Below are 22695 nucleotides of genomic sequence, written 5' to 3'. Positions count from 1 at the left end.
AATTGCCCCTCTTTAAAATGTAATTTCATATACTCCCCTATCCGTAAAAATAGCTCCCTTATTTTTCGTTAGGAAAGTAGCACTATATATCGTTCCTTCTGGTTCATATTTTTCCAAAGCTTTTCTTGATGGAATATCTATTACTTTCACATATTTGGGATTAGCAGCAAGGATTTTATTTCCCTCTAGCATTGTATGTCCATACAATTCCCATGCCTCATCTGTAATAGGATATATTGGCACAAATCGTTTATTTTCCGGTTCAAAAGCTACATAATAATCGCCTACATATTTTGTGTTTGTCTTTGCTCCTACCATTACTGTTTTTCCATCAAAATCTCTTCTTACATACCCCATAAAAACATACGGTCTTTCTCCCCATTCAAACTCATATTTTAAATCTCCATTTTCATCGATATGATAGCAGAGTATTTTTACATAACCTTCTATTTCTATTCTCCTTCTCATATCTGTAAAAATATATAGTTTATCTTCTACTTGTATCACATTTACAACTCTACGTTCCTTATCTTTTAATATCTGCTTTGTGCTTCCATCTTTTATATCAAGACGGCGTAGACAAAAATTCGTGTCTGGATACCAATAATAATCTCCTTTATGTGCAATATTCTCCGGCTCCAAATCCATTGCCCTCAAATAAAGTTTTTGTGACAAACGCTTTCCTTCCGGCATCTGATATAAATAGGCATGCCCCGATGTATTATAGACAAGTAATTGTTTCGTGTCTTTATCATAATAAAAATTACACATATTCGATAATTTATCTGATAAAAATATCTGTTCATATCCGTTATTCATATCTAATCCTACAATTTGCGTTTGCAAAGTAACAAATAATAAGTTATCTTCTATTTTATTACCCGTATACGCTCTTTTCTTAATGATTTTCTTAAGCATTTTTACCCCTCAATACTTTCTGTCATTCTATAACCTTCCTGTTTCTCATCTATCAATTGACGTAATGCCGCTCTCTGATATTCTTTTGTTAAATCCTTTATTTTGCCTGCCCATTTATCCGCATATGAGCTGCAATAAATGAAAACTGTTATTCCCATCAATATGACAGGAATATAATAATTATCTACAAATTTTAATACCCATAGCACAGGTAAAAAATAGACAGATTGTATAATATCTTTTTTGAAAACTTCCCGTTTATAAGTATGGAAATCTTCTTCATTCCATACTCGTGTCTCTTTTAATTCCTCATTCCAAAACTCCCAGTCTGGCTTATCCATATGCAGGCAATATATCTGAAAAATGGCTTCTACTTCAGATGTATATTCTATTCTTTTACACACTTTCTCAAATTTTCTGTGGGATTTCGGTTTTTTTGAAAAGTATAGGAATTTTTCTTTTTTATTCTCAGATTCCTCCCCTTCTTTATAACAAATTCCACAGTAAGGGAACTCATCCCATGTATACTTTCTAGTAAAAATCATCCTTCGGCATATAATCCCAGACTCCGATAAAATATAGTCATCATCCCATATCAAGAAAATATAAATAAAACTCATGACTGCGCAAAAGGCAAACCATCCCCAGGTTGGTGCAGTTCTTGAAAAATTCTCTGCCACATCTTCTCTGGTCAAGCCATACTGACATATAAACATAAATATTGTAAAAAAAGCTACTGCATCTCGTATTTTTCTGGAATATATTATTTCAAATTTCATTTGTTCCTCACTTTAGTTTTTATTTATATGCATTTTTATTAAATGCTTGGAATCTTTTATAGCAGTATGTATTTTATTTCATTAATTACCATATTCCTTGCTTTTCCTGCAAAATTTCTTTCCTCTATACAAGACACAATTAAAGTAAGTAAAGTGTGACACTTTATTTCAAACTTTTTAGCATTTTTATTAATTCCGACTCTTTTTCTGTACCAGACAGAGTAATAAAATATTCTCCATCTTCATAATAATAAGAGGTTATGTTCCCATCTTTAATCATATAGATTTCTTTTCCATTTACCCGAATCTTTTTCCTTCCTGTCCCATCATAAGTAATATGTACATCTACATTTTCTTTAAAGCCCTGCGTAAACGCAATGTAATTATCATTTGAACCTTCATAATAAACATCATACATAGTCGTAGGATTCTCTGTCTCATATAGTATATGATACCCTTCCGGTACATAGCCAAGATGCATCTGCCGAAATATTTCTTCTGAATCTGCTATTTCTTTAGAACTGCGTATGTGAACATTATCATCAAAAAACTGAATGATAAGCTCTCCCACTTTTTCTCTCAAATCATCGTTTGCTAGAACAATTCCTGCATTCAATATCAAAATAATCGCTGCCACCAGTAAAATATACCATCGTCTTTTCTTCTTTGCCTTTTTCTTTTCCTCATGAATCACTCCATTCATTTTCTGGATAAACGCTTTGGAATATTTGTAAGAATAATCTTTTGTTTTTTCTGTTACCTCTTCATAATCCTGTCTGGCAGCCTTCCTCGCTTCCTGCTCCAATAATTTTTCAAAATCCATATTCACAAGTATATCCTTTCTTTTGCATCCCTTTTTTCAGCTGTTCTCTCGCCCGACTTGAAATTTTTCTTACATTCGCAGGACTGGTCCTAAGAAGTTCTGCAATCTGGCGGCTATTTAACTTATTATGATATTGAAGATAAATAACTTCCCGGTAAGGATATTTTAATCCCTTAATCAGAGTATTTAAAAATTCTTCCGCCTCTTCTTTTATTAACTGGTTTTCTAATAAATTATACATTTCAACAGGCTGTTCAAAAACTTCTTCGTCTTCCGTCAATTCTATTCTCTTATTGCGCTTCAAAAAGTTATAGCACTTATTTTTTAAGATAGTAACAATATAATTCCATGTTCCAACTGAATCTTTTTCATCAATCCGATCCAGATAATCTATCAGCGTAAGAAAAGTATCATGAACTATATCTTCCGCCTCTATCTCACTTTTTAAAAGAATACTGGCAGTATAATGCATCCGATTTCTGTACTCCTCATATAGCCTAACAAACTTTATCCTCTCCTCCTCGGTATCTAATGCCATTAAATATATCAACATGTATGTAATCTCCCTTGTATTTTGAAAATATCTTATCATGAGTGTTCTTTCTTTGTATATAAGAATCTTCTATTCGCCAATTAACTTGTATTTTTTTATTAGATTCTTATAGGTTTGATTCTTCTCTATCTTCTGAAACACTGGTACTGTATCCTCTTTTGTCAAAACATATTTATCTGCAGTAACAAATGCCAAAAACAACATAATACAAATAATCAAACGCAGCCGAAAAAACAAAAAAGACGGGAGAGATTCATATTCCTCCTGTCTTTTTCGATTCGCACTATATCTTTTATGTTGTTTTCGATAATTTCCTGTCCGATAAGTGTAATTTTGATAATGCATATACTTTTCGCCTTTCATCTTCGTCTCTACAAATATTATGAAGGAGACTCCAATTTCATTCTGAAAATATTAAATTTTGAATTCTACGAACTGGAAGTTCGCAACACTATTCTTCCAACATAATAGTCTCTTCGTGTGTCTGAACATCCTCTTTGGTCGGGTAAACAGAAAAAGATGCAATATTCATAACTATAAGAATAATATATACAACAATGATTACTGCAAAGGCTATTCCTATCGTTTTCCATATTCTTTTACGTTGACGATTTCTGACTGCCATCTGTTCAGCAATATGTGCTAGTTGCTCTGCATAAACATTCTGTTTTTCTTCTGTTGTTTGCACATCACTATCTACCTTTACTCCAAGTAACTGACTTGTTTGAACCTCTAATACATCTGCTAATTTTACAAATACTTCAGCATCTGGAACCGAATAGTTTTTCTCCCATTTTGAAATAGTCTGTCTTGTCACATGAAGTCTGTTGGCAACCTCTTCTTGTGTATATCCTTTTTTCTGTCGATAAGTTTTTATATTTTCACCAAGCATCTCTAGCTGCTCCTTTCGTTTGATAAAGTTAGTATACTGATTAGCCATCAATACATCAAGCAACGCAAATTAACATTCATGCAACGCCCAATATTTCAAGGATTCATTAAGTCCTCTACAAATTTGAAGTTGTTGTTCAGTCAAATTCCATAATGAATAACCCATTTATTTTTGTCCAATGCCTTTTTTAACAGTTTCTTTAATTCGCACAATTCAGGAATATCAGCAATAATATCAATAAATGCCTTTAATGAGCAAGGCGGAACAAGTGTAACGCCATAATATGCAAGCCCCTTGTTTTTAGCTGAAAGCGTATGCCAATAGGAATCAACGAAGGTAAGCCTTTTAACAGCATTTTCTAAATCTTTATCATCAACAGAAATGCAGTCGTATTTCCATGGTTCATATTCGTCATATCGTTCGCTCTGCTGAGGAGTATTCATCATAATTCCAAACTCATGTTTTGCCATATACCATCACCTCACAAATTCCGATTTGTATTTTCGTTACTGCATGACTGGTTGCCCAACTGTCAATGGCAATCAAAGTCCACATAATTCCTTGAATTATCTGTATCATACCTTTAACAAAAAACAGCTCCCCCAGAGAGAAGATATCTTCTCTCTGGGAGAGCGTCTCCTTGCCTGCGGCAATACTATTTAATTCTTAAAACTATGGATTGGTGCAGGGATTCTTCCGCCTCTGTTTACGAATGCGGAACAGTCAAACTGATTCACTGGCATGATTGGAGCATAACCTAAAAGTCCTCCAAACTGTACCGTATCACCAACGCCTTTACCGATTACAGGAATAATGCGGACTGCTGTTGTCTTCTGGTTTACCATACCGAGTGCCATCTCATCTGCGATAATTCCGGAAATCGTTGTTGCCTTTGTATCTCCAGGAATAGCGATCATATCAAGTCCAACAGAACATACACAAGTCATTGCTTCTAACTTCTCTAAAGTAAGTGCTCCTGCCTCTACTGCATCGATCATTCGCTGATCTTCGCTTACCGGGATAAATGCACCACTTAAACCGCCAACATAAGAGGAAGCCATAACGCCGCCCTTCTTTACCTGATCGTTTAAGAGTGCAAGTGCTGCGGTTGTTCCTGGTGCTCCAGCATATTCCAGACCGATTTCTTCTAAGATTTCTCCAACGCTGTCACCGACTGCAGGTGTTGGTGCAAGGGATAAATCAATAATACCAAAAGGTACATCAAGACGCTTAGAAGCTTCTTTGGCTACAAGCTGTCCTACACGAGTTACTTTAAATGCTGTCTTTTTAATTGTCTCACAAAGTTCTTCAAAATTTTTGCCACGAACATTTTCAAGTGCACGCTTTACAACACCCGGTCCACTGACACCGACATTAATAATCGTGTCTGCTTCTGTAACACCATGGAAAGCACCTGCCATAAATGGGTTGTCATCCGGTGCGTTAGTAAATACAACAAGCTTGGCATTACCAATACTGTCTTTATCTGCTGTCTTTCTGGAAGTTTCAAGAATTATCTCACCAAGCATCTTTACTGCATCCATGTTAATTCCTGTTTTCGTAGAACCAACATTAATGGAGCTACATACTCTGTCTGTTACAGAAAGTGCTTCCGGGATAGATTCCATAAGATATCTGTCTGCTTTTGTCATTCCTTTATTTACTAATGCAGAATAGCCACCGATAAAGTTCACGCCTACTTCTTTCGCACAGCGGTCTAACTCTTTTGCAATGCGGACAAAGTCTTCCGGACCTTTACAGCATGCACCACCTACTAATGCGATCGGTGTGATAGAAATACGCTTATTAACGATAGGTATACCGAATTCTTTCTCGATCTCCTTACCTACCTTTACAAGATTCTTAGCCTTTGTTGTAATCTTCTTGTAAATATTCTCGCACACTTCATCAAGAGATTCGCTGACGCAGTCTAACAGGCTGATACCCATTGTGATCGTACGAACGTCAAGGTTCATCTCATGAATCATCTTATTGGTTTCAATTACTTCATTTATGTTTAACATAGCAGGCCTCCTAGATACGGTGCATCATTTCAAAGATTTCCTGGTGCTGTGCCTGAATCTTAACACCAAGCTCCTCACCAATCTGCTCAAGCTCGCTTGCCATAACAGGGAAAGTCTTAACTACTTCTTCAGACTCAACAATCATCATCATGTTGAAGAAACCGCCGGTAATGGTCTGATTAATATCAAGAATGTTTACATTATTGTTTGCAAGATACGTACAAACCTTTGCAATGATTCCAACAGAATCTTTTCCGAGTACGGTGATAATTGATTTCTTAAGCTTTTTTCCTTCCATAGTAAATACTCCTTATGTATGTATAAATATTAAAGTAATTAGTAAAAGCAATCAATTCTTACTCTTAATAATTACAATTCAACCTTTTTTCCTGATGTACTGACCTCTGTATAGATTATAATCAATCATACTGATACGAACGCTAAATAACACAGGTAGGCGCTGTTCTGCTTGCTACCTGAAGTGTAAAGTCTGCTTTATTAAGATCAATATTATGTAATAAAAGCTCTACCTTTACTGTTTCGTAAGCCAGTTCACCATAGTTATTCTCTTTACTAAGATGCCCCAGAAAAATATGTTTACACTCTTCTCCAATTACCTTTGACAAAAACTGTCCGGCTCTCTCGTTTGAGAGATGCCCCTTATTCCCCATTATTCGCTTCTTGAGAGGATACGGATACGGACCAACCATGAGCATATTTAAATCATGATTCGACTCCACCAAGAGGGATTCACATCCCTGCATCTTCTCTACTAAATACTCATCATACGTTCCAAAGTCAGTTGCTACCCCAACTTTAGATTCCGTATCGCTTACTGTGTAACAGACCGGGTCTGCCGCATCATGAAGGATACGGGAGGCTTCTATTTTAATTCCATCCATATAAATTGGCTGGTCGGGTGTGATACTCTCAAAAAGATTCTTGTCCACCTTTCCAAGCGAAGATGTACTTAAAATCTCATCTATTGTTCTGGCTGTAGCAAATACAGGAACCGGATACTTTCTAAGGAACACACCAAGACCACTGATATGATCCATATGTTCATGTGTCACAAAAATGCCCTGTATCGTCTCCGGTGCTACTTCCATCTGTGACAGCCCCTCCACAATTCTCTTTCTGCTGATTCCCGCATCAATGAGAAAATGGGACTTTTCATTACCTACATATATACAATTACCGCTGCTTCCGCTAGCGATGCTCGCTAAATTCATCTATTTACCATCCTTTTGGCTCAAATTTACCAACCATTATATACTAAATTATCTTATTAGTAAAGAGTTAGTAAAGAGAAAGCAGGCTCTCTACCGCCGTTTTTATCTGATTTTCCGTTTCAGAGATTCCTAAATGGTTGTCGATCACTGTAGAACATTCCTTCCGGAATGCTTCTTCCGGAAGTTGTTTTGCCATAATTTCATGACATTTTTCTTCGGTATATCCACGACCTTCTTTCAATCTTTCGATACGGGTTGCCTCATCAACATACACATACCACATCGTATCAAAATCATTTTGATAACCTTCTTCTAAAAGGAGCGCCGCTTCCACCGCAATGAAAGAGGCTTCTCCTTTTTCTTTTATCCTTTGAATTCTCCGAAAGATTTCTTTCTTTACATTTGGATGTGTAATGGCATTTAAACGGCTAAGCTTTTCCTGGTCTCCAAAGACAAGCTTTGCTAATGCCGGACGGTCTATTGTTTTATCTTTGGCAAGAACTTTCTCTCCAAATGCCTCTACAATATCTAAATAATTCTGCTGGCCTGGCTCCATTAAATCATGTGCCACTAAATCAGCAAGAATAATTTCTGCTCCATATTTTTCTTTTAAAATATTCATGACAACACTTTTTCCGGAACCGACTCCGCCGGTAATGCCAACAACTTTTATATCATTTCGCTTCTTATTTTGCTTCATACCAGGTCTTTCCTTCTTCAATATCAATAGACAGCGGAACTTTAAGCTGTGCCGCTCCCATCATCTCTTCTTCTAGTATTTTACGGACTTCTTTTCTTTCATTCTCTTTTGTTTCAATCAAAAGTTCATCGTGAATCTGTAAAATAAGTCGGGATTCTAAGTTTTCTTCCTGCAAGCGTTTACTTACCCGAACCATCGCAATCTTAATAATGTCGGCTGCTGTTCCCTGAATAGAAGAGTTCATTGCCACTCTCTCTCCAAAACTTCGTTGCATAAAGTTACTAGAAGAAAGCTCTGGAATCGGACGGATTCGTCCGTATAAAGTCTTTACATAACCTTCTTGTTTTGCAAAAGCCACATTACCGTCAAGATACGTTTTAATTCCCGGATACGTTGCAAAATATTTATTAATATAGTCACTTGCTTCTTTCCGGGAAATCTTTAAGTCCTGACTAAGTCCAAATGCGCTGATACCGTAAACAATACCAAAGTTTACTGCCTTCGCACTTCTTCTAAGCAGCGGAGTGACCTCTTCAAATGGTACGCCAAATACCTGAGATGCAGTCATACGGTGAATGTCTTCTCCATGCCGGTACGCATCAATCAGGTGTTCATCCCCTGCCATATGTGCAAGTACACGAAGTTCAATCTGTGAATAATCCGCACTGACAAAGACATAACCGGGATCTGGAACAAATACTTTGCGGATTGCCCTTCCAAGCGGCATACGAATCGGAATATTCTGCAGGTTTGGATCAGAACTTGATAATCTTCCGGTTGCGGTTACTTTCTGATGAAAAATACTGTGAATCTTTCCATCTTCCTGAATGAATGCGGCAAGTCCGTCTGCATACGTTGACTTTAACTTTGTAAGCTGACGATACTCTAAAATCTCTGATACAATTGGATAATCCGGTGCAAGCTTTTCTAAAATATCTGCATTTGTTGAATAACCCGTTTTTGTCTTTTTCGCAAAAGGCATTTTTAAATCTTCAAATAAAATCACACCAAGCTGTTTTGGAGAATTGATATTAAAAGTCTTACCTGCTTTTTCGTAAATATTTTGCTCTAACTCTTCAATTCTGCCAATAAGCTGGTCTCCATACTCCTTTAAAGCATCTTTCTCAACTGTAATTCCATACTTTTCCATGTCATAAAGTGTAGCAACCGTCGGACGCTCGATGGTAAGATACAGTTCTTCCATCTCCTGCTCTTTTAACTTTTCAAAAACAAGTGGGTAAGCATGAAATGGAACATAAGAAAGATACGCAGCCATCTGTACTGTCTTTTCTTCTTCCGCTTCAAATACTTCTTCTATTGCTTTCTTTCCACAGATTTCTTTTCTTGATGGAAGCATCTGTCTAAGGTAATCTCTTGCAATATCTTCATAATCATAAGCAGACTGCAGCGGATTCAAAAGATATGCCTGAATCCCAACATCCTGAATCTGGCTTTCATACCCTCTGACTTCTTCTACGAAATGAAGCAATGCCTTATAATCAAGGACAATAAGTTCTGTCCCCTCTTTTAAAAGTTCTACAATCTTTTCTTTTAAATAATCTTCTGTGACAAATCCACCGATTAATGCCAGTACGGTACCCTCTTTCCAGGTAAGAGAAATTCCTTTACAATTTCCGCTGACACCAATCACACCAAGCCCTGCCTGTCCACTCTTTTTAATAGAAGAAAAGAGATTCTCCACTTCTCCCAAATCAGAAGTTGTCACTACTTCTAGTGTTTCTTCTTCCTTTTCTTCTTCATCAAAATACTTAAACAGACTTTTTAATTCAAGCTCTTTAAATAACTGGTATGCTTCCTTTGTAAAAAGTGTTCCAATCTTTGCATCCTTAAAATCATAAGAAAGATCGCAGTCTTTTTTAATTGTCGCAAGATCTTTACTCATAATTGCCTGTTCGTAGTATTCCTGCAAATTATTTTTAGCACGTGCAGGCTTAATTTCTTCGATATGGTCATGAGCATTCTCAATAGAATGATATTCCTTAATAATCTTTGCCGCCGTTTTCTCCCCGATTCCAGGGACTCCGGGAATATTATCAGAAGTATCTCCCATAAGCCCTTTCATATCAATAAATTCTGTTGGGCTCACGCCGTAAAGTTCCCGGACATCATCCTCATAATAATCTTCCGTCACTGTTCCGGATGCCTTTGTTTTTGGAATCTTTACTTTCACTTTCTTCGTTGCAAGCTGCAATAAATCCCGGTCTCCCGATACGATTGCTACATCAAAACCGGCTTCTTCCGCTTCTTTTCCGATTGTTCCCAAAATATCGTCAGCCTCAATTCCCGCCTGTGTGATAATTGGAATTTCCATCGTCTTTAAGACTTCCTTCATTAACGGAACCTGTTCGTGTAACTCTGCCGGCATCGGCTTTCTCGTACCTTTATATTCTTTATATTTTATATGACGGAAGGTCGGTTCTTTCCGGTCAAATGCCACCAGAAGATGCGTCGGCTTCTCCTCTTCTACATAACGAAGCATAATATTTAAAAAACCAAGTACTGCATTCGTATGCTTTCCTTCGGCATTCGTCAGATCCGGCAGACCGTAAAAAGCCCGGTTCAACAGGCTATGTCCGTCTAACAGCATAATTTTATCTGACATATTTCCTCCTATAACACAAAAACCTGCGACTGAATTCAGATATTTTCTTTCTTCAGTGCAGGTTAGCTGGCATATTGAAGGATTGTCATGCTTTACTTAACACTTCGATCCTCTACTCTGCCAGACTTTACAATTTAAAGAAACATCGCAAAAACCAGATACACAAACATCCAGATAAGCATTACCGCTATCGTAAGAACGATTACGATCTTTGCCGCATACTTCCGCTTAGAATTCTTTTCTATTTCCAGATAACGGCTGTCCACTTCATTCTGAAGCTTCTCTTTAAAATCAGCGGCCAGTTCTTCTCCTTCATCAAGCTGTTTTAAACCGATCAGCATAACATAATAGATTTCCAGTTCCTCCCAGCAATCTTTACAACTACGGATATGCTCAATGAATTCTTTGGTTTCTTCTTTATCTAACTTATTATTAATGAAATTCAGTACCATGGACTGTGCATTCTGACAATTCATATGTTTCTCCAGTTCAAGATTATTTTTACACTTAAGCATTCTTTAAAAAGGCAAGATATCCTTTTTTCGCCTCATATAAATCAGACTTGCTGATAATCTCCCAAGGCGCATGCATACTTAAAACAGCAACACCGCTATCTACAACCTCCATACCATAAAGGGCTGCAATGTAGGCGATTGTTCCACCTCCGCCATAATCAACCTTTCCAAGCTCTGCTGTCTGAAAAGCGACTTTATTCTCATCAAAAATACGGCGAAGTCTCGCAAGATATTCTGCATTCGCATCGTTAGAACCAGACTTACCTCTTGCTCCGGTATATTTATTAAGAACCATTCCTTTTCCAAAATAAGCACAGTTCTTCTTCTCAAATGCTTCTGCATAAGCTGGGTCATAGGCAGCGCTTACATCAGAAGAAAGCATCCTTGAACGAGCCAGTGTTCTTCTTACTGCCAGATTAGAATCCTGTCCCATCAATGCAAGAATCTCTGCAACGGTATTCTCAAAAAACATCGACTGCATACCCGTTGCTCCCACACTTCCGATTTCCTCTTTATCTACCAAAAGACAACAGGAAGTTCTGTCAACATGTCCCGTCTCCATCATTGCCGCAAAAGATGGAAATGCACATACCCTGTCATCATGGCCATATCCTGCGATCATACTGCGGTCAAGTCCACAGTCTCTTGCAGGACCTGCCGGTACTACCTCGATTTCTGCAGAAAGAAAATCTTCTTCTTCTATCTGATATTTTTCTTTTAAAATGCGTAAAATATTTGCCTTTACTGCATCTTTTTCTTCTCCGGCAAGAGGACGGCTTCCTACGAGAATATCCAGATTCTCACCTTCGACAACGACCGATCCCTTTTTCTCCATCTGCTTTCCTGCAAGATGAATCAAAAGATCTGTCACGTAAACAACAGGATCTGCCGGGTCTTCTCCTACATTGACAGAAATTACTGTTCCATCTTTCTTGGCCACTACGCCATGAAGTGCAAGAGGAAGTGCAACCCACTGGTACTTCTTAATACCGCCATAATAATGTGTATCCATAAAAGATAATTCTGTATCCTCATATAACGGATTCTGTTTCAAATCAAGACGTGGAGAATCGATGTGCGCACAAAGGATGTTCATTCCCTCGGTAAGCGGCTGCTTTCCAACCTGGAAAAGAGCGATCGTCTTACCCATGCCAACACCATATACCTTATCTCCGGCTTTTAAACGGGTTCCCTGTGCGATCAGTTTATTAAGATCCTGATAACCGCAAGCTTCCGCTTCTTTAGTAAAATACTCTGTACATTCCCGTTCTGTCTTACATTTGCTTAAAAATTCTTTATACTCTCCGGCGAGAACTTCTACATTCTTATCATCCTCATCCGTATAACTAAGCCATGAATTCTCTCTCATAACATTACACCTCCATAAACGACTTTATTATATCCCAAGAAACGTTCCGGGTCAATCTAACGTACAAAGAATCTTGGAAAGACGCTCCTTATCTACCTTTTTCTTCTTTCCTTTTATTGTCAGTAATATATTACTTTGTCTGAATACTTCCCGGCAGATCTGTGTCATACGCTCCGTTGTGACACTTCGGTAAGACTCTGTTCGTTCCTCGATATCTTTATAGTATACGTCAAGAATATGTCCTTCATAAGCTCTGACCCAGTTAAATTCTTCCGTATCATCCAATAAAAAGCCTGCATTATCTATATAGTGAGGCAGAACATAAGAAAGTTCATCTGTAATTCCTTCTTTCATAGACTTTAATACTTCTATAACTGTTTCTACAGAATCATAAAGATGTTTCGGTAACACCTCATAAACAAGAGTCATCTGCCCAATGTTATTATAATGCTGAAAACATGGGTCATAACTATATACATAGCCTTTTTTCTCTGAAAGTTCCTGATGGATTTTACAGAATTCTCCCTCAAATAAAATATCAAATAACAGATTTTTCTCTGCCAGCGTATAGCGGGATGCATCAATATCTACAGAAAAACAGACACAGGTTTTCTTGCTGTTTTTCACATAAATCTTTGGCTTTCTCTGTCCAAATCTCTTTGGCACCGGCGCGATATTCTCCCGTTCTTCTTTTAAAAAAGAAAAAGAATATGGCTCTAACAGCCTTGTCAATACAGATAGAGAAGATTCCGGGTAATTTCCACTGATATAAAAGAAAATATTATTGGCAGCCAGTACCTTTTTTTGAAAAGCACAAAGCTGCTTTCTTCTTATTTTATTGAGTGTCTTTTTCTTTCCGGTAATCGTTCTCTCTAACGAAGTATCTTTCCACGCAATCTGTTTTGTAAAGTAATTCAGGCTGCTCTCCTCATCTTCTTCACGAATTTCTGCTTTAATACGCTTTCTTTCTGTATCGATTGCTTCTTCAGGCAGAGTAAACGGTGCAAATATTCCTGTCAGAATTTCTGCTGCTTCCTCAAAATGTGCCGGGGCACCTGTAATAATAAACTGAATAAATTCTTCATAGGTAGATGCATTAAAATCAAGTCCACACCGATCTAAGGTCTGATACAGATTCTCTCCCATGGCATAATGAATATTTTTAAATACGATATGTTCAAAAAAATGAGAAATTCCATTCTCTTTCTTTGTCTCAAACAGTGATCCTGCCCGCACATACAAGCACAGGCAGAAACTGTGAATATTTTCATTTTTATCGTGAAATACAGATACTCCTTGCGGAGTAATATGCTCTCTTTCCATCCACACCTCCAAAATTCATTTATTTTCTTTTTCAGCCACTTCGACTGTTTTGAATTCATCCTCTTCTAAGGATGCAAGATCCATCTTAGGAAGTTCTGGATGCACTTCTTCCGGCTGTTCATCTGTATCGATAATAAACGATGCGAGAAGGGTATCCTCATTCACTTCCTCTCCATCCTTTACATAAATCTTATCAACAATACCATTCACTTTTGAAATGACAGTTGTTTCCATCTTCATGGCTTCAATCACCATAAGCGGCATATTTTTCTGAACGCGGTCCCCTTCTTTAATCCGGATATCACAGATTGTTCCCGGTAAGGTCGCCCCAAGATGACCCGGATTCTTCGGATCAGTCTTTAACTTTCGATCTGCCTTTACTTCAAAATGCTTATCAAGAATCTTCACTTCGCGTAAAAATCCATTCACTTCAAACTGTAAAATACGATATCCTTTTTCATCTGGTTCTGACTTGCCGATAAACTTAATCAACGTATCATTCCCTTCTTCAATCTGGATCGTTGTTTCCTCTCCCGGACGAAGACCATAGAAGTAAACATGACTTTCTAACTTCGATACATCATTATATGCCTGGAAATGCTCGCAATAGTCCTCATATACCTTTGGATAAAGGGCATAACTTAATACTTTCTGCTCCATAACTTCCGGCTGTTCCATGGATTCCATGTAGTAATTCTCCCGCAGGTACGCTCCGATTGCATCAAAATCCACATCCGGAAGTAAGATTCCCGGACGTACCGTAATCGGTTCCTGTCCTTTTAATACAATCTTTTGCAGTTCCTCCGGAAATCCTCCTTCCGGCTGCCCAAGTGCACCCTTGAAATACTGTACGATGGAATCTGGATAAGATAAATCTTTTCCTTTCTCTAAAATATTATCTTTTGTCAGATCATTTTTCAACATAAAAATTGCCATATCACCGACAACTTTTGATGTCGGAGTTACTTTAATAATATTTCCGAGAACTTCATCTGCCTCTTTATAAAGACGTTTAATATCATTAAAATCATTGCCGGCACCCATTTCTTTTACCTGAGCGGCAAAATTAGAATACTGTCCACCCGGAATCTCGTATTTATAAATCTCCGGATTTGGAGAATCCATATCACTCTCAAATGGCTTATAAATCTTACGTTCATGTTCGTAATAATCATTTAAAACAAGTAATCCGTCCGGGTCAATTCCTGTATCACGCTTTGTTCCCCGCAGTGCTTCCACTAATGCATTCATTGATGGCTGGCTGGTAAGGGAACTCATCGAACCGATCGCACAGTCTACGATATCCACCCCTGCTTCTGCCGCCATCAGGTATGTTGCAATTCCATTCCCTGTCGTATCATGTGTATGAAGATGAATCGGAACACGTACTTCTTCCTTTAAAGCTTCGATCAGCTTCTTCGCTGCATATGGCTTTAATAAAGAAGACATATCCTTTAATGCGATCACATGGCATCCCATCTTTTCTAACTGCCTTGCTTTTTTACAATAATAATCTATCGTATATTTCAGTTCCTTTGGATTTAAAATATCTCCGGTGTAGCAGATGGCTCCCTCAACAATCTTTCCTGTCTTTAAAGCTTCTTCTACCGGAAGCTTCATGTTTTCCATCCAGTTCATACTGTCAAAAATACGGTAAATATCTACACCATGGTCACTGGATACCTTAATAAACTTCTTAATAACATTATCCGGATAGGTACTGTATCCAACCACGTTTGAAGCACGAAGCAGCATCTGTATCATAACATTTGGCATACGCTCTCTTAAAATATCCAATCGTTTCCATGGAGATTCTTTTAAAAAACGATACTCCGTATCATATGTTGCCCCTCCCCAGGCTTCAATTGAATACGCATCCTTTAAATACAGGTTTGTCGCTCTTGCCGCACCTGCCACTTCTTTTGTCCGCATTCTTGTCGCAAGTAACGACTGCTGTCCGTCACGCATCGTCGTATCCGTCACATACAGCTTCTGACTCCGATAAACTTTCTGGGTAAATTCTTCCGCTCCTAATCGCAAAAATTCATCTCTTGTACCATATAGCTTTCTCTCTGTATCTACAACCGGCACTTTTCGATCTTCTAAAAATGGCTTTGGTCCCGGATTAACATTAACCATCTTGTTTGCAAGGAACTCTAATATCTTTGTTGTACGGTCTAATTTATAATGTAATTCAAATAATTCCGGTGTTTCTTCTATAAATGTAGTAAAACACTTTCCCTGATGAAATGTCTCATGATTCAATACATTAATCAGAAATGTAATGTTCGTCTTTACTCCATGAATACGAAGTTCTTTTAATGCACGTACTGATTTATGAATCGCATTCTCAAACGTCCTGTCATGAGAAACAACTTTTACAAGTAAACTGTCATAATGCGGTGTAATGATCGCACCTGTATAAGCAGTACCGCCATCAAGACGGATCCCCCCACCAGAACCAGAACGATACAGATCAATCTTTCCTGTATCCGGAAGGAAATGATTCGCAGGATCTTCTGTTGTCACTCTTGCCTGTAAAGCATAACCGTTACACTTCACTTCATTTTGCGAATAAATATGAATCGTCGGAGAATTTAACGGATAGCCTTCCGCAACAAGAATCTGTGAAATAACAATATCGATCCCTGTTACCATCTCCGTCACCGTATGTTCCACCTGGATTCGTGGATTCATTTCGATAAAATAAGGTCTTTCCTCCTCATCTACAAGGAATTCCATCGTTCCTACATTCGTATAACCAACTCTTCTTGCCAGTCTTTTTGCAGAATCTAAAATCTTCTTTCTTGTCTCATCAGAAATTGACCATGCCGGGGCAAATTCAATTACCTTCTGATTCCTTCTTTGTAAAGAACAGTCTCTATCATAAAGATGAACGATATTACCGTAATTATCTCCAAGAATCTGCACTTCAATATGCTTTGGATGGATCAAATACTTCTCAATAAAAAGCTTTGACTCGCCAAAAACACGTTTTGACTCATTCCTTGACTTCTCAAAAGCTTCCTCCATCTCTTCCGGACTCTTCACGATACGCATTCCTCTGCCGCCGCCGCCATTACTTGCCTTTAACATGACTGGATAACCAATCTCGTCTGCAACCTTACTTGCGGTATCTGCATCATGAATAATAAAATCACTGCCATCTATAATCGGAACTTTACTTTCCTCTGCTGCCTTCTTCGCGGAAATCTTATCTCCCATGATATTCATCGCATCAACTGTCGGCCCGATAAAAACAATATCATTCTTCCGACACGCTTCTGCAAACTCCGGACTTTCTGACAAAAATCCATATCCCGGATGAATGGCATCTGCCTTCTTCTCCTTTGCAATTCGGATAATTGTCGGAATATCCAGATAAGCATCCACCGGTCCTTTATCTGGATTTAACGGATATGCCTCATCTGCTTTTGTTCGAAACAACGCATACCGATCTTCCTTTGAATAAACCGCTACTGAGCCGATTCCAAGCTCACTCAATGCCCGAAATACACGAATCGCTATCTCTCCTCTGTTTGCGACAAGTACTTTTTTGAACTTCTTTACCTCCATTATCATAATTACCCCTCCAAAACTACAATATTTTTCACTCAAAAGTTATACTTCTTTCAAAACAAAAAAATTCTTCGCATTCAAAATCTTATTACATAAGTATACCTGTATATTTTTACAAAAACAAGGTGATTTTCTGGCATCATATATACATTTTTCCCAGTCCATGCTATACTATTTAAAGATTTAGGAGGAGATAACAATGAACGTGAATAATTTTTTGCAGTCCGAAGCAGCCCAGTTCGTCGGCACTGCTGCAGCAAACACCATTGGTCTTGTTATCGGAACAATTCATGAAGATATTAAGGCGCTTCTGCAGATTCCGGACGAATATCAGGCTATCAGTATTGTATCTTCCCGAACCGGAACTGTCGCACAGGCGATTGCGATCGATGATGCTGTAAAAGCAGTGAATGCGAAGCTGCTTCGTTTTGAGATGGCAATTGATGCTGGCAAACAGTGTGGACAGGGGTGTCTCTTTGTCCTTGGTGCAGAGAATATTTCCGATGCCAGAAGACTTGTAGAGATTGCCTTAAAGCAGATTGATTACTGGGCTGCCTGCATTTATATTAATGAAGTAGGACATATGGAATCCCATGTCACTCCACGTGCCGGCGAGATTCTCCATGAGATTTTTGGCACACCACTTGGCAAGGCATTCGGCGTAATTGGTGCCGCTCCTGCCGGAATCGGTATTGTCGCCGTTGATCAGGCAATGAAGGCTGCTCCCGTTGACATCGTATGGTACGGCTCTCCATCACATAATCTTACAATGATGAATGAATTTTCCGCAGGAATTTCCGGAGATGTATCCGCTGTCCAGAAGGCTTTAGAAGCCGGAAAACAAGTTGGTTGTGAACTGTTGCGTGTCTGCGGCATTACGCCAATTTCTATTACTAAAGTTCATGAGGTCTGCGGACCGGATTATGTAAAAGAGAACTATACACCAACATCCTGTTTAAAAACAGATAATACATCAGATGAGCGATGAGTCCCATCTGATATAGTCTCCGGCAGAATTACAAAGCTGCCGAAGCATTGCCAGAAACAAAAGAACTTATAGAAAGGGTTGGGATTATTTATGAAGGTATTACTTTTAAATGGAAGTCCACATCCTAACGGATGTACTTTCCGCGCACTCTCTGAAGTGGAAAAGACACTTCAGCAGGAAGGCATCGAAACAGAAATATTTTTTATCGGTCATGATCCGATTCGCGGCTGTATGGGCTGTGGTATGTGCCGTAAGAACAAACTTGGAAAATGTATTTTTGGAGAAGATGCTGTTAACGTAGTTATTAAAAAGATGGAAGAATGTGATGGTCTTATCGTTGGTTCTCCTGTTCATTATGCCGGAGCAAGCGGTGGAATCACTTCTTTCCTTGACCGTATGTTTTACTCTACCGGAGGTTTCCCTTACAAGCCTGGCGCCGCTGTTGTAAGCTGCCGTCGTGCCGGCTCTACTGCCGCTTTAGAACAGCTTAATAAGTATTTTATGATGAATAATATGCCTCTCGTCCCTTCCGCTTACTGGAACATGGTACATGGAAACTCACCGGAAGAGGTCGAACAGGACTTAGAAGGTCTTATGGTTATGCGTACCTTAGGCCGCAACATGGCCTGGCTGTTAAAGTCTATTGATGCCGGAAAAGCGCATGGAATTTTAGCACCAGCAGCAGAACCTAAGACACGAACGAATTTTATCCGCAAGTGTGAGCCGGCAAAAAAAGAAGATGAGGAGAAGAACTTCGCACCATATTTTATTTCTTATAATAAGGTGAATAAAGAATACCAGGAAGAAGAATAGAATTCTAAGTTGCTATAGACAAGATAAAGTTAAAGAAACCCGAAAGACAAATGCTTCTGCTTAGTCTTTCGGGTTTCTGTTCTCTTTTATTTTTTACTTCTCTTTTAATGCTACTGCCTGTTTAATCAGTTCTATTGTTCCATCAATACCTAAGATACTGCTGTCAATGCAAAGATCATAACTCTTTAAATCCCCCCACTTTTTAGAAGTGTAGTAATTATAATAGCTTGCTCTCTGCTTATCTGTCTTGATAGCTACATCCTTCACTTTCGCTTCTGGAATCTCGTACTGTTCCTGAATACGGGACTTCTTAAAGGACATTGGCGCATGAACGAAAACATTCAGCTTATTGTCATAATCTTTTAAGGCGTAATCTGCACAGCGGCCTACGATAATACATGGACCTTCGTCTGCTACCTTTTTGATTGCATCAAAGGAGGCAAGGAATACCTTCTGATTCAGAGGCATATCAAAGGATGTTGCATTATAACCTAATGCATATGGATCCATTACAAGAGAATAGAGAAAACTTGTTGTAGGCTTTTCATCAAAGTTTTCAAACATCTCTTCGCAGATACCGCTTTCTTTCGCTGCTACTTTTAAAAGTTCTTTATCATAAAATGGTATGTTGTAATATTGGGCGAGCTTCGTTCCGATTTCTTTTCCGCCACTTCCGTACTGTCTTCCTATTGTGATTATTGTGTTCATGACACCACCCCTTTTGTCGTTCTTTTCAGAAAATGCTTACGCCTGCTCTTATTATAATTAAAGAATGTCTCGGCGGTTTTGCATTTGGTTACATTATACACTAATTTTCAGACAATTTCCACAAAAACATTTTGTATATGTTTGTTTATCTCTCCCCACACAGGGACATTACCAGATAATTTATCACTTTTTCACACCTTATTATATCCCGAATTTCTACAAATTCATCTGGTTTATGTGCATATTGCAGGCTTCCTGGACCGTAGGACATACATTCTGTATTATGCAGCTTTCCTGCGATGACTGCAGTATCTGTGTAGCCGGTAAAGGCTTTGACCACAGCTTTTTGTTTTGTCTCTGCTTCTATTGCTTCTTTTAAGTTTTTAAGAAGTACGGAATATGGATTTTTTTCGATATATGGCCGGTTTCCTGTAATATCGTAAGAAATCGTTATTCCTGGTCGCGTGTAATTACTCTTCCGTTTCCTATTAATAACATTTAGCTGTCCTCCTAAATTTTTTTTAGATTAGAAATTGAATTTATTTTTTTTAACTGATATAATGAAATACACTATTTAAATTCTTTTGATTTTGTCTGCTTTATCCTATGATAACAGACTTAAATAGTTATAAAATATTCCATTCAGAAAGGTTTTATTGATTATGAAAAAATCTCTTATTGAATTCTACACAAGGCTTGCTCATGGTCTGGCTGTACAGTTCGGCTCTAACTGTGAAGTTGTTGTACATGACCTGCAGGGAAAAGACATAGAACACTCTATCATCGCCATTGAGAATGGACACGTAACTGGAAGAAGAATCGGTGACGGACCTTCTCAGATTGTTCTGGAGTCTCTTCATAATAGTAAGCAAAACTTAAAACAGGAAGATAAGCTCGCCTATCTCACAAAAACAAAAAATGGAAAAATCTTAAAATCAAGTACAATTTTTATTCGTGATGATTCTGATAAAATCATTGGAATTTTCGGAATCAATTATGACATTTCCTTAATGCTTGCTATGGAAAAAGAGCTATCTTCCTTCACTGGTACTATTGAAGAAGATACTACCAAAGAACCTATTGCTGTAAATATCAGCGATTTATTAGACGAATTAATCTCGCAGAGTGTACGGCATATCGGTAAGCCAGTTACCTTAATGACTAAGGAAGATAAGGTGCAGGTTGTCCGCCTTTTAAATGAAGCTGGTGCTTTCCTGATTACCAAATCCGGGCCAAAGGTCTGCCAGTTCTTAGGAATATCCAAATACACTCTGTATAGTTACTTAGATGAAATAAAATCGAAAAATACAATCTAATATATTTATAATCTTCCAGAATCATCATTATTGAAATTATATGATTCTGGATGACCCTAATTTAAAAATTCCCTTTGTAAAATTACTTAAAATAAGAACAACTCCAAATGTACAAAGAGCAACAACCCAATTCTTCATACTTCCGAATTCTTTTGATCCGGCTCCCCCAGCCATGTATTTTATCGCGGTTGGATAAAGAGAAAGACCAATTGTAAAAATTACAGTTCCAGTAATGACATCCGGGAATAGTTTTCTAATCTCTTTTACAAAAATTCCAAAGATGATTGCAACGATACCGCCGATAATTTCGGCACCAAGTATCGTTCCCATATCAAATTCACCACAATGATATTATAATTTCAACAAGATACTTCTGCAAATTCTTCCTCAAAAGAACCCGTAAAAATTAGATAAATAAAAAATTTTGCAATAAAAAAGAAGTCTCTGATATTTTCAGAAACTCCTTTTTTCTGTTATTCTAAAAGACATGGGTAAATTCTTATTGTTTTCCAGTAGCTTTATATGATTCTACATTTTCTCAATGCTTGTCATAACTCCGTCAAACTCTGCTTCCCTAGTATCTTACCTAATCTTTGCAACAAATTGCTTTCCAAATTCAATATCTTTAAAAAGCTGTGTCTGCAATGCTTCTACGGAAGAAAAACGGCTTTCTTTTCTGTGATAATGTAAGAGTTCTACAACCATCTTTTCTCCGTAAACATCCTTATCAAAATCAAATATATTGGTTTCGACTGTTTTTTCATTGGTGTCGTTTACGGTCGGCTTGGTTCCGATATTGGTAATGCCATAATATACTTCATCATTCCAGTGAATTTTTGAAACATATACGCCATTTGGCGGCAGTAATTTAAAGGATGGCACTTTCTGATTTATTGTTGGAACCTGTATCGTGCGTCCTAGCGCATTTCCATGAATAATCTCTCCGGAAACACTGTAGTTTCTGCCTAAAAGTGCACTGGCTTCTTCCATGTCTCCTTTTTCAAGAGATGCACGAATTCTTGTGCTGCTGATATCTTTTCCGTCTAACTGCAGTTTTTCAACAACGATAAGATGATATCCACATTCTTCTTCTAGGTTTTCTAAATCTAAAATACTGCCGGACCGGTTCTTTCCAAAATGAAAATCTGTTCCGACAACAATGACCTTTGCCCCTACTTTTTCTACAAGAACTTCCCGGATAAATCTCTCCGGAGTAAGTGCAGCAAATTCTTTTGTAAAAGGATGCTCAATCAATATATTGATTCCTCTTTTTTCAAGAATTGTTTTTCTCTCTTCTTTTGTATAGATCTGTTTATATTTTGTATCACCGGTAAGGGTTAGTCTGGTTGGACGGTCAAAAGTAAATACAACGCTTTGAAGTCCATGAAGCTCCTGTTTTTTTACTTCGTCCATTAAAAGCTGATGTCCCCGGTGAATTCCTTCAAACTTTCCAAGTGCAACTGCGGTGTTTTTAAAATGAAAGTCTGAGCTTGTTATATATTCCATTTTTCCCTCCGAAACCGCTAGTCTTTTGCGGTAT

The 22695-nt window shown here is 38.0% G+C and carries 21 protein-coding genes and 2 pseudogenes; 3 read left to right on the top strand and 20 right to left on the bottom strand.

The window, feature by feature from the left end; all coding sequences use genetic code 11:
* Window positions 1-12: 12 nt before the first annotated feature.
* The 16 genes from EHLA_RS05660 to EHLA_RS05585 all read right to left on the bottom strand — a co-directional run bounded on the left by EHLA_RS05660 (window position 13) and on the right by EHLA_RS05585 (window position 17333).
* A complete protein-coding gene (locus tag EHLA_RS05660; protein ID WP_096239648.1) occupies window positions 13-918 on the bottom strand; it encodes a hypothetical protein in 906 nt (301 codons plus the stop codon).
* A 2-nt stretch (window positions 919-920) separates the two neighbouring features.
* Window positions 921-1697, bottom strand: a complete 777-nt coding sequence (locus tag EHLA_RS05655) for a hypothetical protein (RefSeq protein ID WP_096239646.1) — start codon at window positions 1695-1697, stop codon at window positions 921-923.
* A 163-nt stretch (window positions 1698-1860) separates the two neighbouring features.
* Complete coding sequence (locus tag EHLA_RS05650; protein ID WP_096241567.1) at window positions 1861-2520, bottom strand: DUF4367 domain-containing protein; 660 nt, start codon at window positions 2518-2520, stop codon at window positions 1861-1863.
* On the bottom strand, window positions 2510-3073 hold the full coding sequence (locus EHLA_RS05645; protein ID WP_242970677.1) for an RNA polymerase sigma factor: 564 nt from the start codon (window positions 3071-3073) through the stop codon (window positions 2510-2512). Before EHLA_RS05645 ends, EHLA_RS05650 begins: the two co-directional genes overlap by 11 nt.
* Before the next feature lie 69 nt (window positions 3074-3142).
* Window positions 3143-3436, bottom strand: a complete 294-nt coding sequence (locus tag EHLA_RS05640) for a hypothetical protein (RefSeq protein ID WP_096239644.1) — start codon at window positions 3434-3436, stop codon at window positions 3143-3145.
* A gap of 88 nt (window positions 3437-3524) precedes the next feature.
* A complete protein-coding gene (locus EHLA_RS05635) occupies window positions 3525-4028 on the bottom strand; it encodes a helix-turn-helix domain-containing protein (RefSeq protein WP_242970676.1) in 504 nt (167 codons plus the stop codon).
* Window positions 4029-4105: 77 nt separating this feature from the next.
* Window positions 4106-4435, bottom strand: coding sequence for a hypothetical protein (locus EHLA_RS05630; RefSeq protein ID WP_096239641.1), 330 nt, complete (start codon window positions 4433-4435; stop codon window positions 4106-4108).
* 189 nt (window positions 4436-4624) lie between these two features.
* Window positions 4625-5989: a PFL family protein gene (locus EHLA_RS05625; protein ID WP_021907615.1), complete on the bottom strand. Its 1365-nt coding sequence runs from the start codon at window positions 5987-5989 to the stop codon at window positions 4625-4627.
* Window positions 5990-5999: 10 nt separating this feature from the next.
* Complete coding sequence (locus EHLA_RS05620) at window positions 6000-6287, bottom strand: ACT domain-containing protein (RefSeq protein ID WP_005346363.1); 288 nt, start codon at window positions 6285-6287, stop codon at window positions 6000-6002.
* A 142-nt stretch (window positions 6288-6429) separates the two neighbouring features.
* Entirely contained in the window at window positions 6430-7221 is a 792-nt protein-coding gene (locus EHLA_RS05615) for an MBL fold metallo-hydrolase (protein ID WP_021907614.1), read from the bottom strand.
* 67 nt (window positions 7222-7288) lie between these two features.
* Window positions 7289-7921 carry a dephospho-CoA kinase gene (coaE, locus tag EHLA_RS05610; RefSeq protein ID WP_096239639.1) on the bottom strand — a complete coding sequence of 211 codons (633 nt, stop codon included), beginning with the start codon at window positions 7919-7921 and terminating at the stop codon, window positions 7289-7291.
* On the bottom strand, window positions 7908-10544 hold the full coding sequence (gene polA, locus EHLA_RS05605; RefSeq protein ID WP_096239637.1) for a DNA polymerase I: 2637 nt from the start codon (window positions 10542-10544) through the stop codon (window positions 7908-7910). The genes coaE and polA overlap by 14 nt, the downstream gene beginning before the upstream one ends.
* A 134-nt stretch (window positions 10545-10678) precedes the next feature.
* Entirely contained in the window at window positions 10679-11020 is a 342-nt protein-coding gene (locus tag EHLA_RS05600; RefSeq protein WP_157908552.1) for an anti-sigma factor family protein, read from the bottom strand.
* A 31-nt stretch (window positions 11021-11051) separates the two neighbouring features.
* Entirely contained in the window at window positions 11052-12428 is a 1377-nt protein-coding gene (locus EHLA_RS05595; RefSeq protein ID WP_096239633.1) for an aminopeptidase, read from the bottom strand.
* A 51-nt stretch (window positions 12429-12479) separates the two neighbouring features.
* Window positions 12480-13751 (bottom strand): M16 family metallopeptidase, encoded by a 1272-nt coding sequence (locus EHLA_RS05590; RefSeq protein WP_096239631.1) that lies wholly within the window; start codon window positions 13749-13751, stop codon window positions 12480-12482.
* A 15-nt stretch (window positions 13752-13766) separates the two neighbouring features.
* Window positions 13767-17333, bottom strand: a complete 3567-nt coding sequence (locus tag EHLA_RS05585; protein WP_096239629.1) for a pyruvate carboxylase — start codon at window positions 17331-17333, stop codon at window positions 13767-13769.
* A gap of 196 nt (window positions 17334-17529) precedes the next feature.
* On the opposite strand from EHLA_RS05585, the gene pduB reads away from it, so the two are divergent.
* Window positions 17530-18318: a propanediol utilization microcompartment protein PduB gene (gene pduB / locus EHLA_RS05580; protein WP_096239626.1), complete on the top strand. Its 789-nt coding sequence runs from the start codon at window positions 17530-17532 to the stop codon at window positions 18316-18318.
* A 90-nt stretch (window positions 18319-18408) separates the two neighbouring features.
* Window positions 18409-19032, top strand: a pseudogene (locus EHLA_RS05575) (flavodoxin family protein); the annotation flags it as partial.
* Between the two features lie 192 nt (window positions 19033-19224).
* On the opposite strand, the gene EHLA_RS05570 reads toward EHLA_RS05575, so the two are convergent.
* Together EHLA_RS05570 and EHLA_RS16990 are read right to left on the bottom strand one after the other, a co-directional pair.
* Window positions 19225-19839: an AAA family ATPase gene (locus EHLA_RS05570; protein ID WP_096239622.1), complete on the bottom strand. Its 615-nt coding sequence runs from the start codon at window positions 19837-19839 to the stop codon at window positions 19225-19227.
* 145 nt (window positions 19840-19984) lie between these two features.
* On the bottom strand, window positions 19985-20275 hold the full coding sequence (locus tag EHLA_RS16990; RefSeq protein WP_278277472.1) for a M20/M25/M40 family metallo-hydrolase: 291 nt from the start codon (window positions 20273-20275) through the stop codon (window positions 19985-19987).
* 226 nt (window positions 20276-20501) lie between these two features.
* Here EHLA_RS16990 and EHLA_RS05560 point away from each other — a divergent pair, with 226 nt between their 5' ends.
* The gene (locus tag EHLA_RS05560; RefSeq protein WP_173854268.1) at window positions 20502-21155 is read left to right on the top strand and encodes a helix-turn-helix transcriptional regulator; all 654 of its coding nucleotides are present in this window, start codon (window positions 20502-20504) and stop codon (window positions 21153-21155) included.
* Between the two features lie 51 nt (window positions 21156-21206).
* Here EHLA_RS05560 and EHLA_RS05555 read toward each other — a convergent pair.
* A pseudogene (locus EHLA_RS05555) lies at window positions 21207-21497 on the bottom strand (solute carrier family 23 protein); the annotation flags it as partial.
* Window positions 21498-21737: 240 nt separating this feature from the next.
* Window positions 21738-22661: a bifunctional riboflavin kinase/FAD synthetase gene (locus EHLA_RS05550; RefSeq protein ID WP_096239618.1), complete on the bottom strand. Its 924-nt coding sequence runs from the start codon at window positions 22659-22661 to the stop codon at window positions 21738-21740.
* Window positions 22662-22695 lie beyond the last annotated feature (34 nt).

This window comes from Anaerobutyricum hallii (assembly GCF_900209925.1).
Classification (GTDB): Bacteria; Bacillota; Clostridia; order Lachnospirales; family Lachnospiraceae; genus Anaerobutyricum; species Anaerobutyricum soehngenii.
The sequence above is the reverse complement of the archived record's forward strand: the minus strand, read 5'-3'. Positions and strand labels throughout refer to the sequence as shown.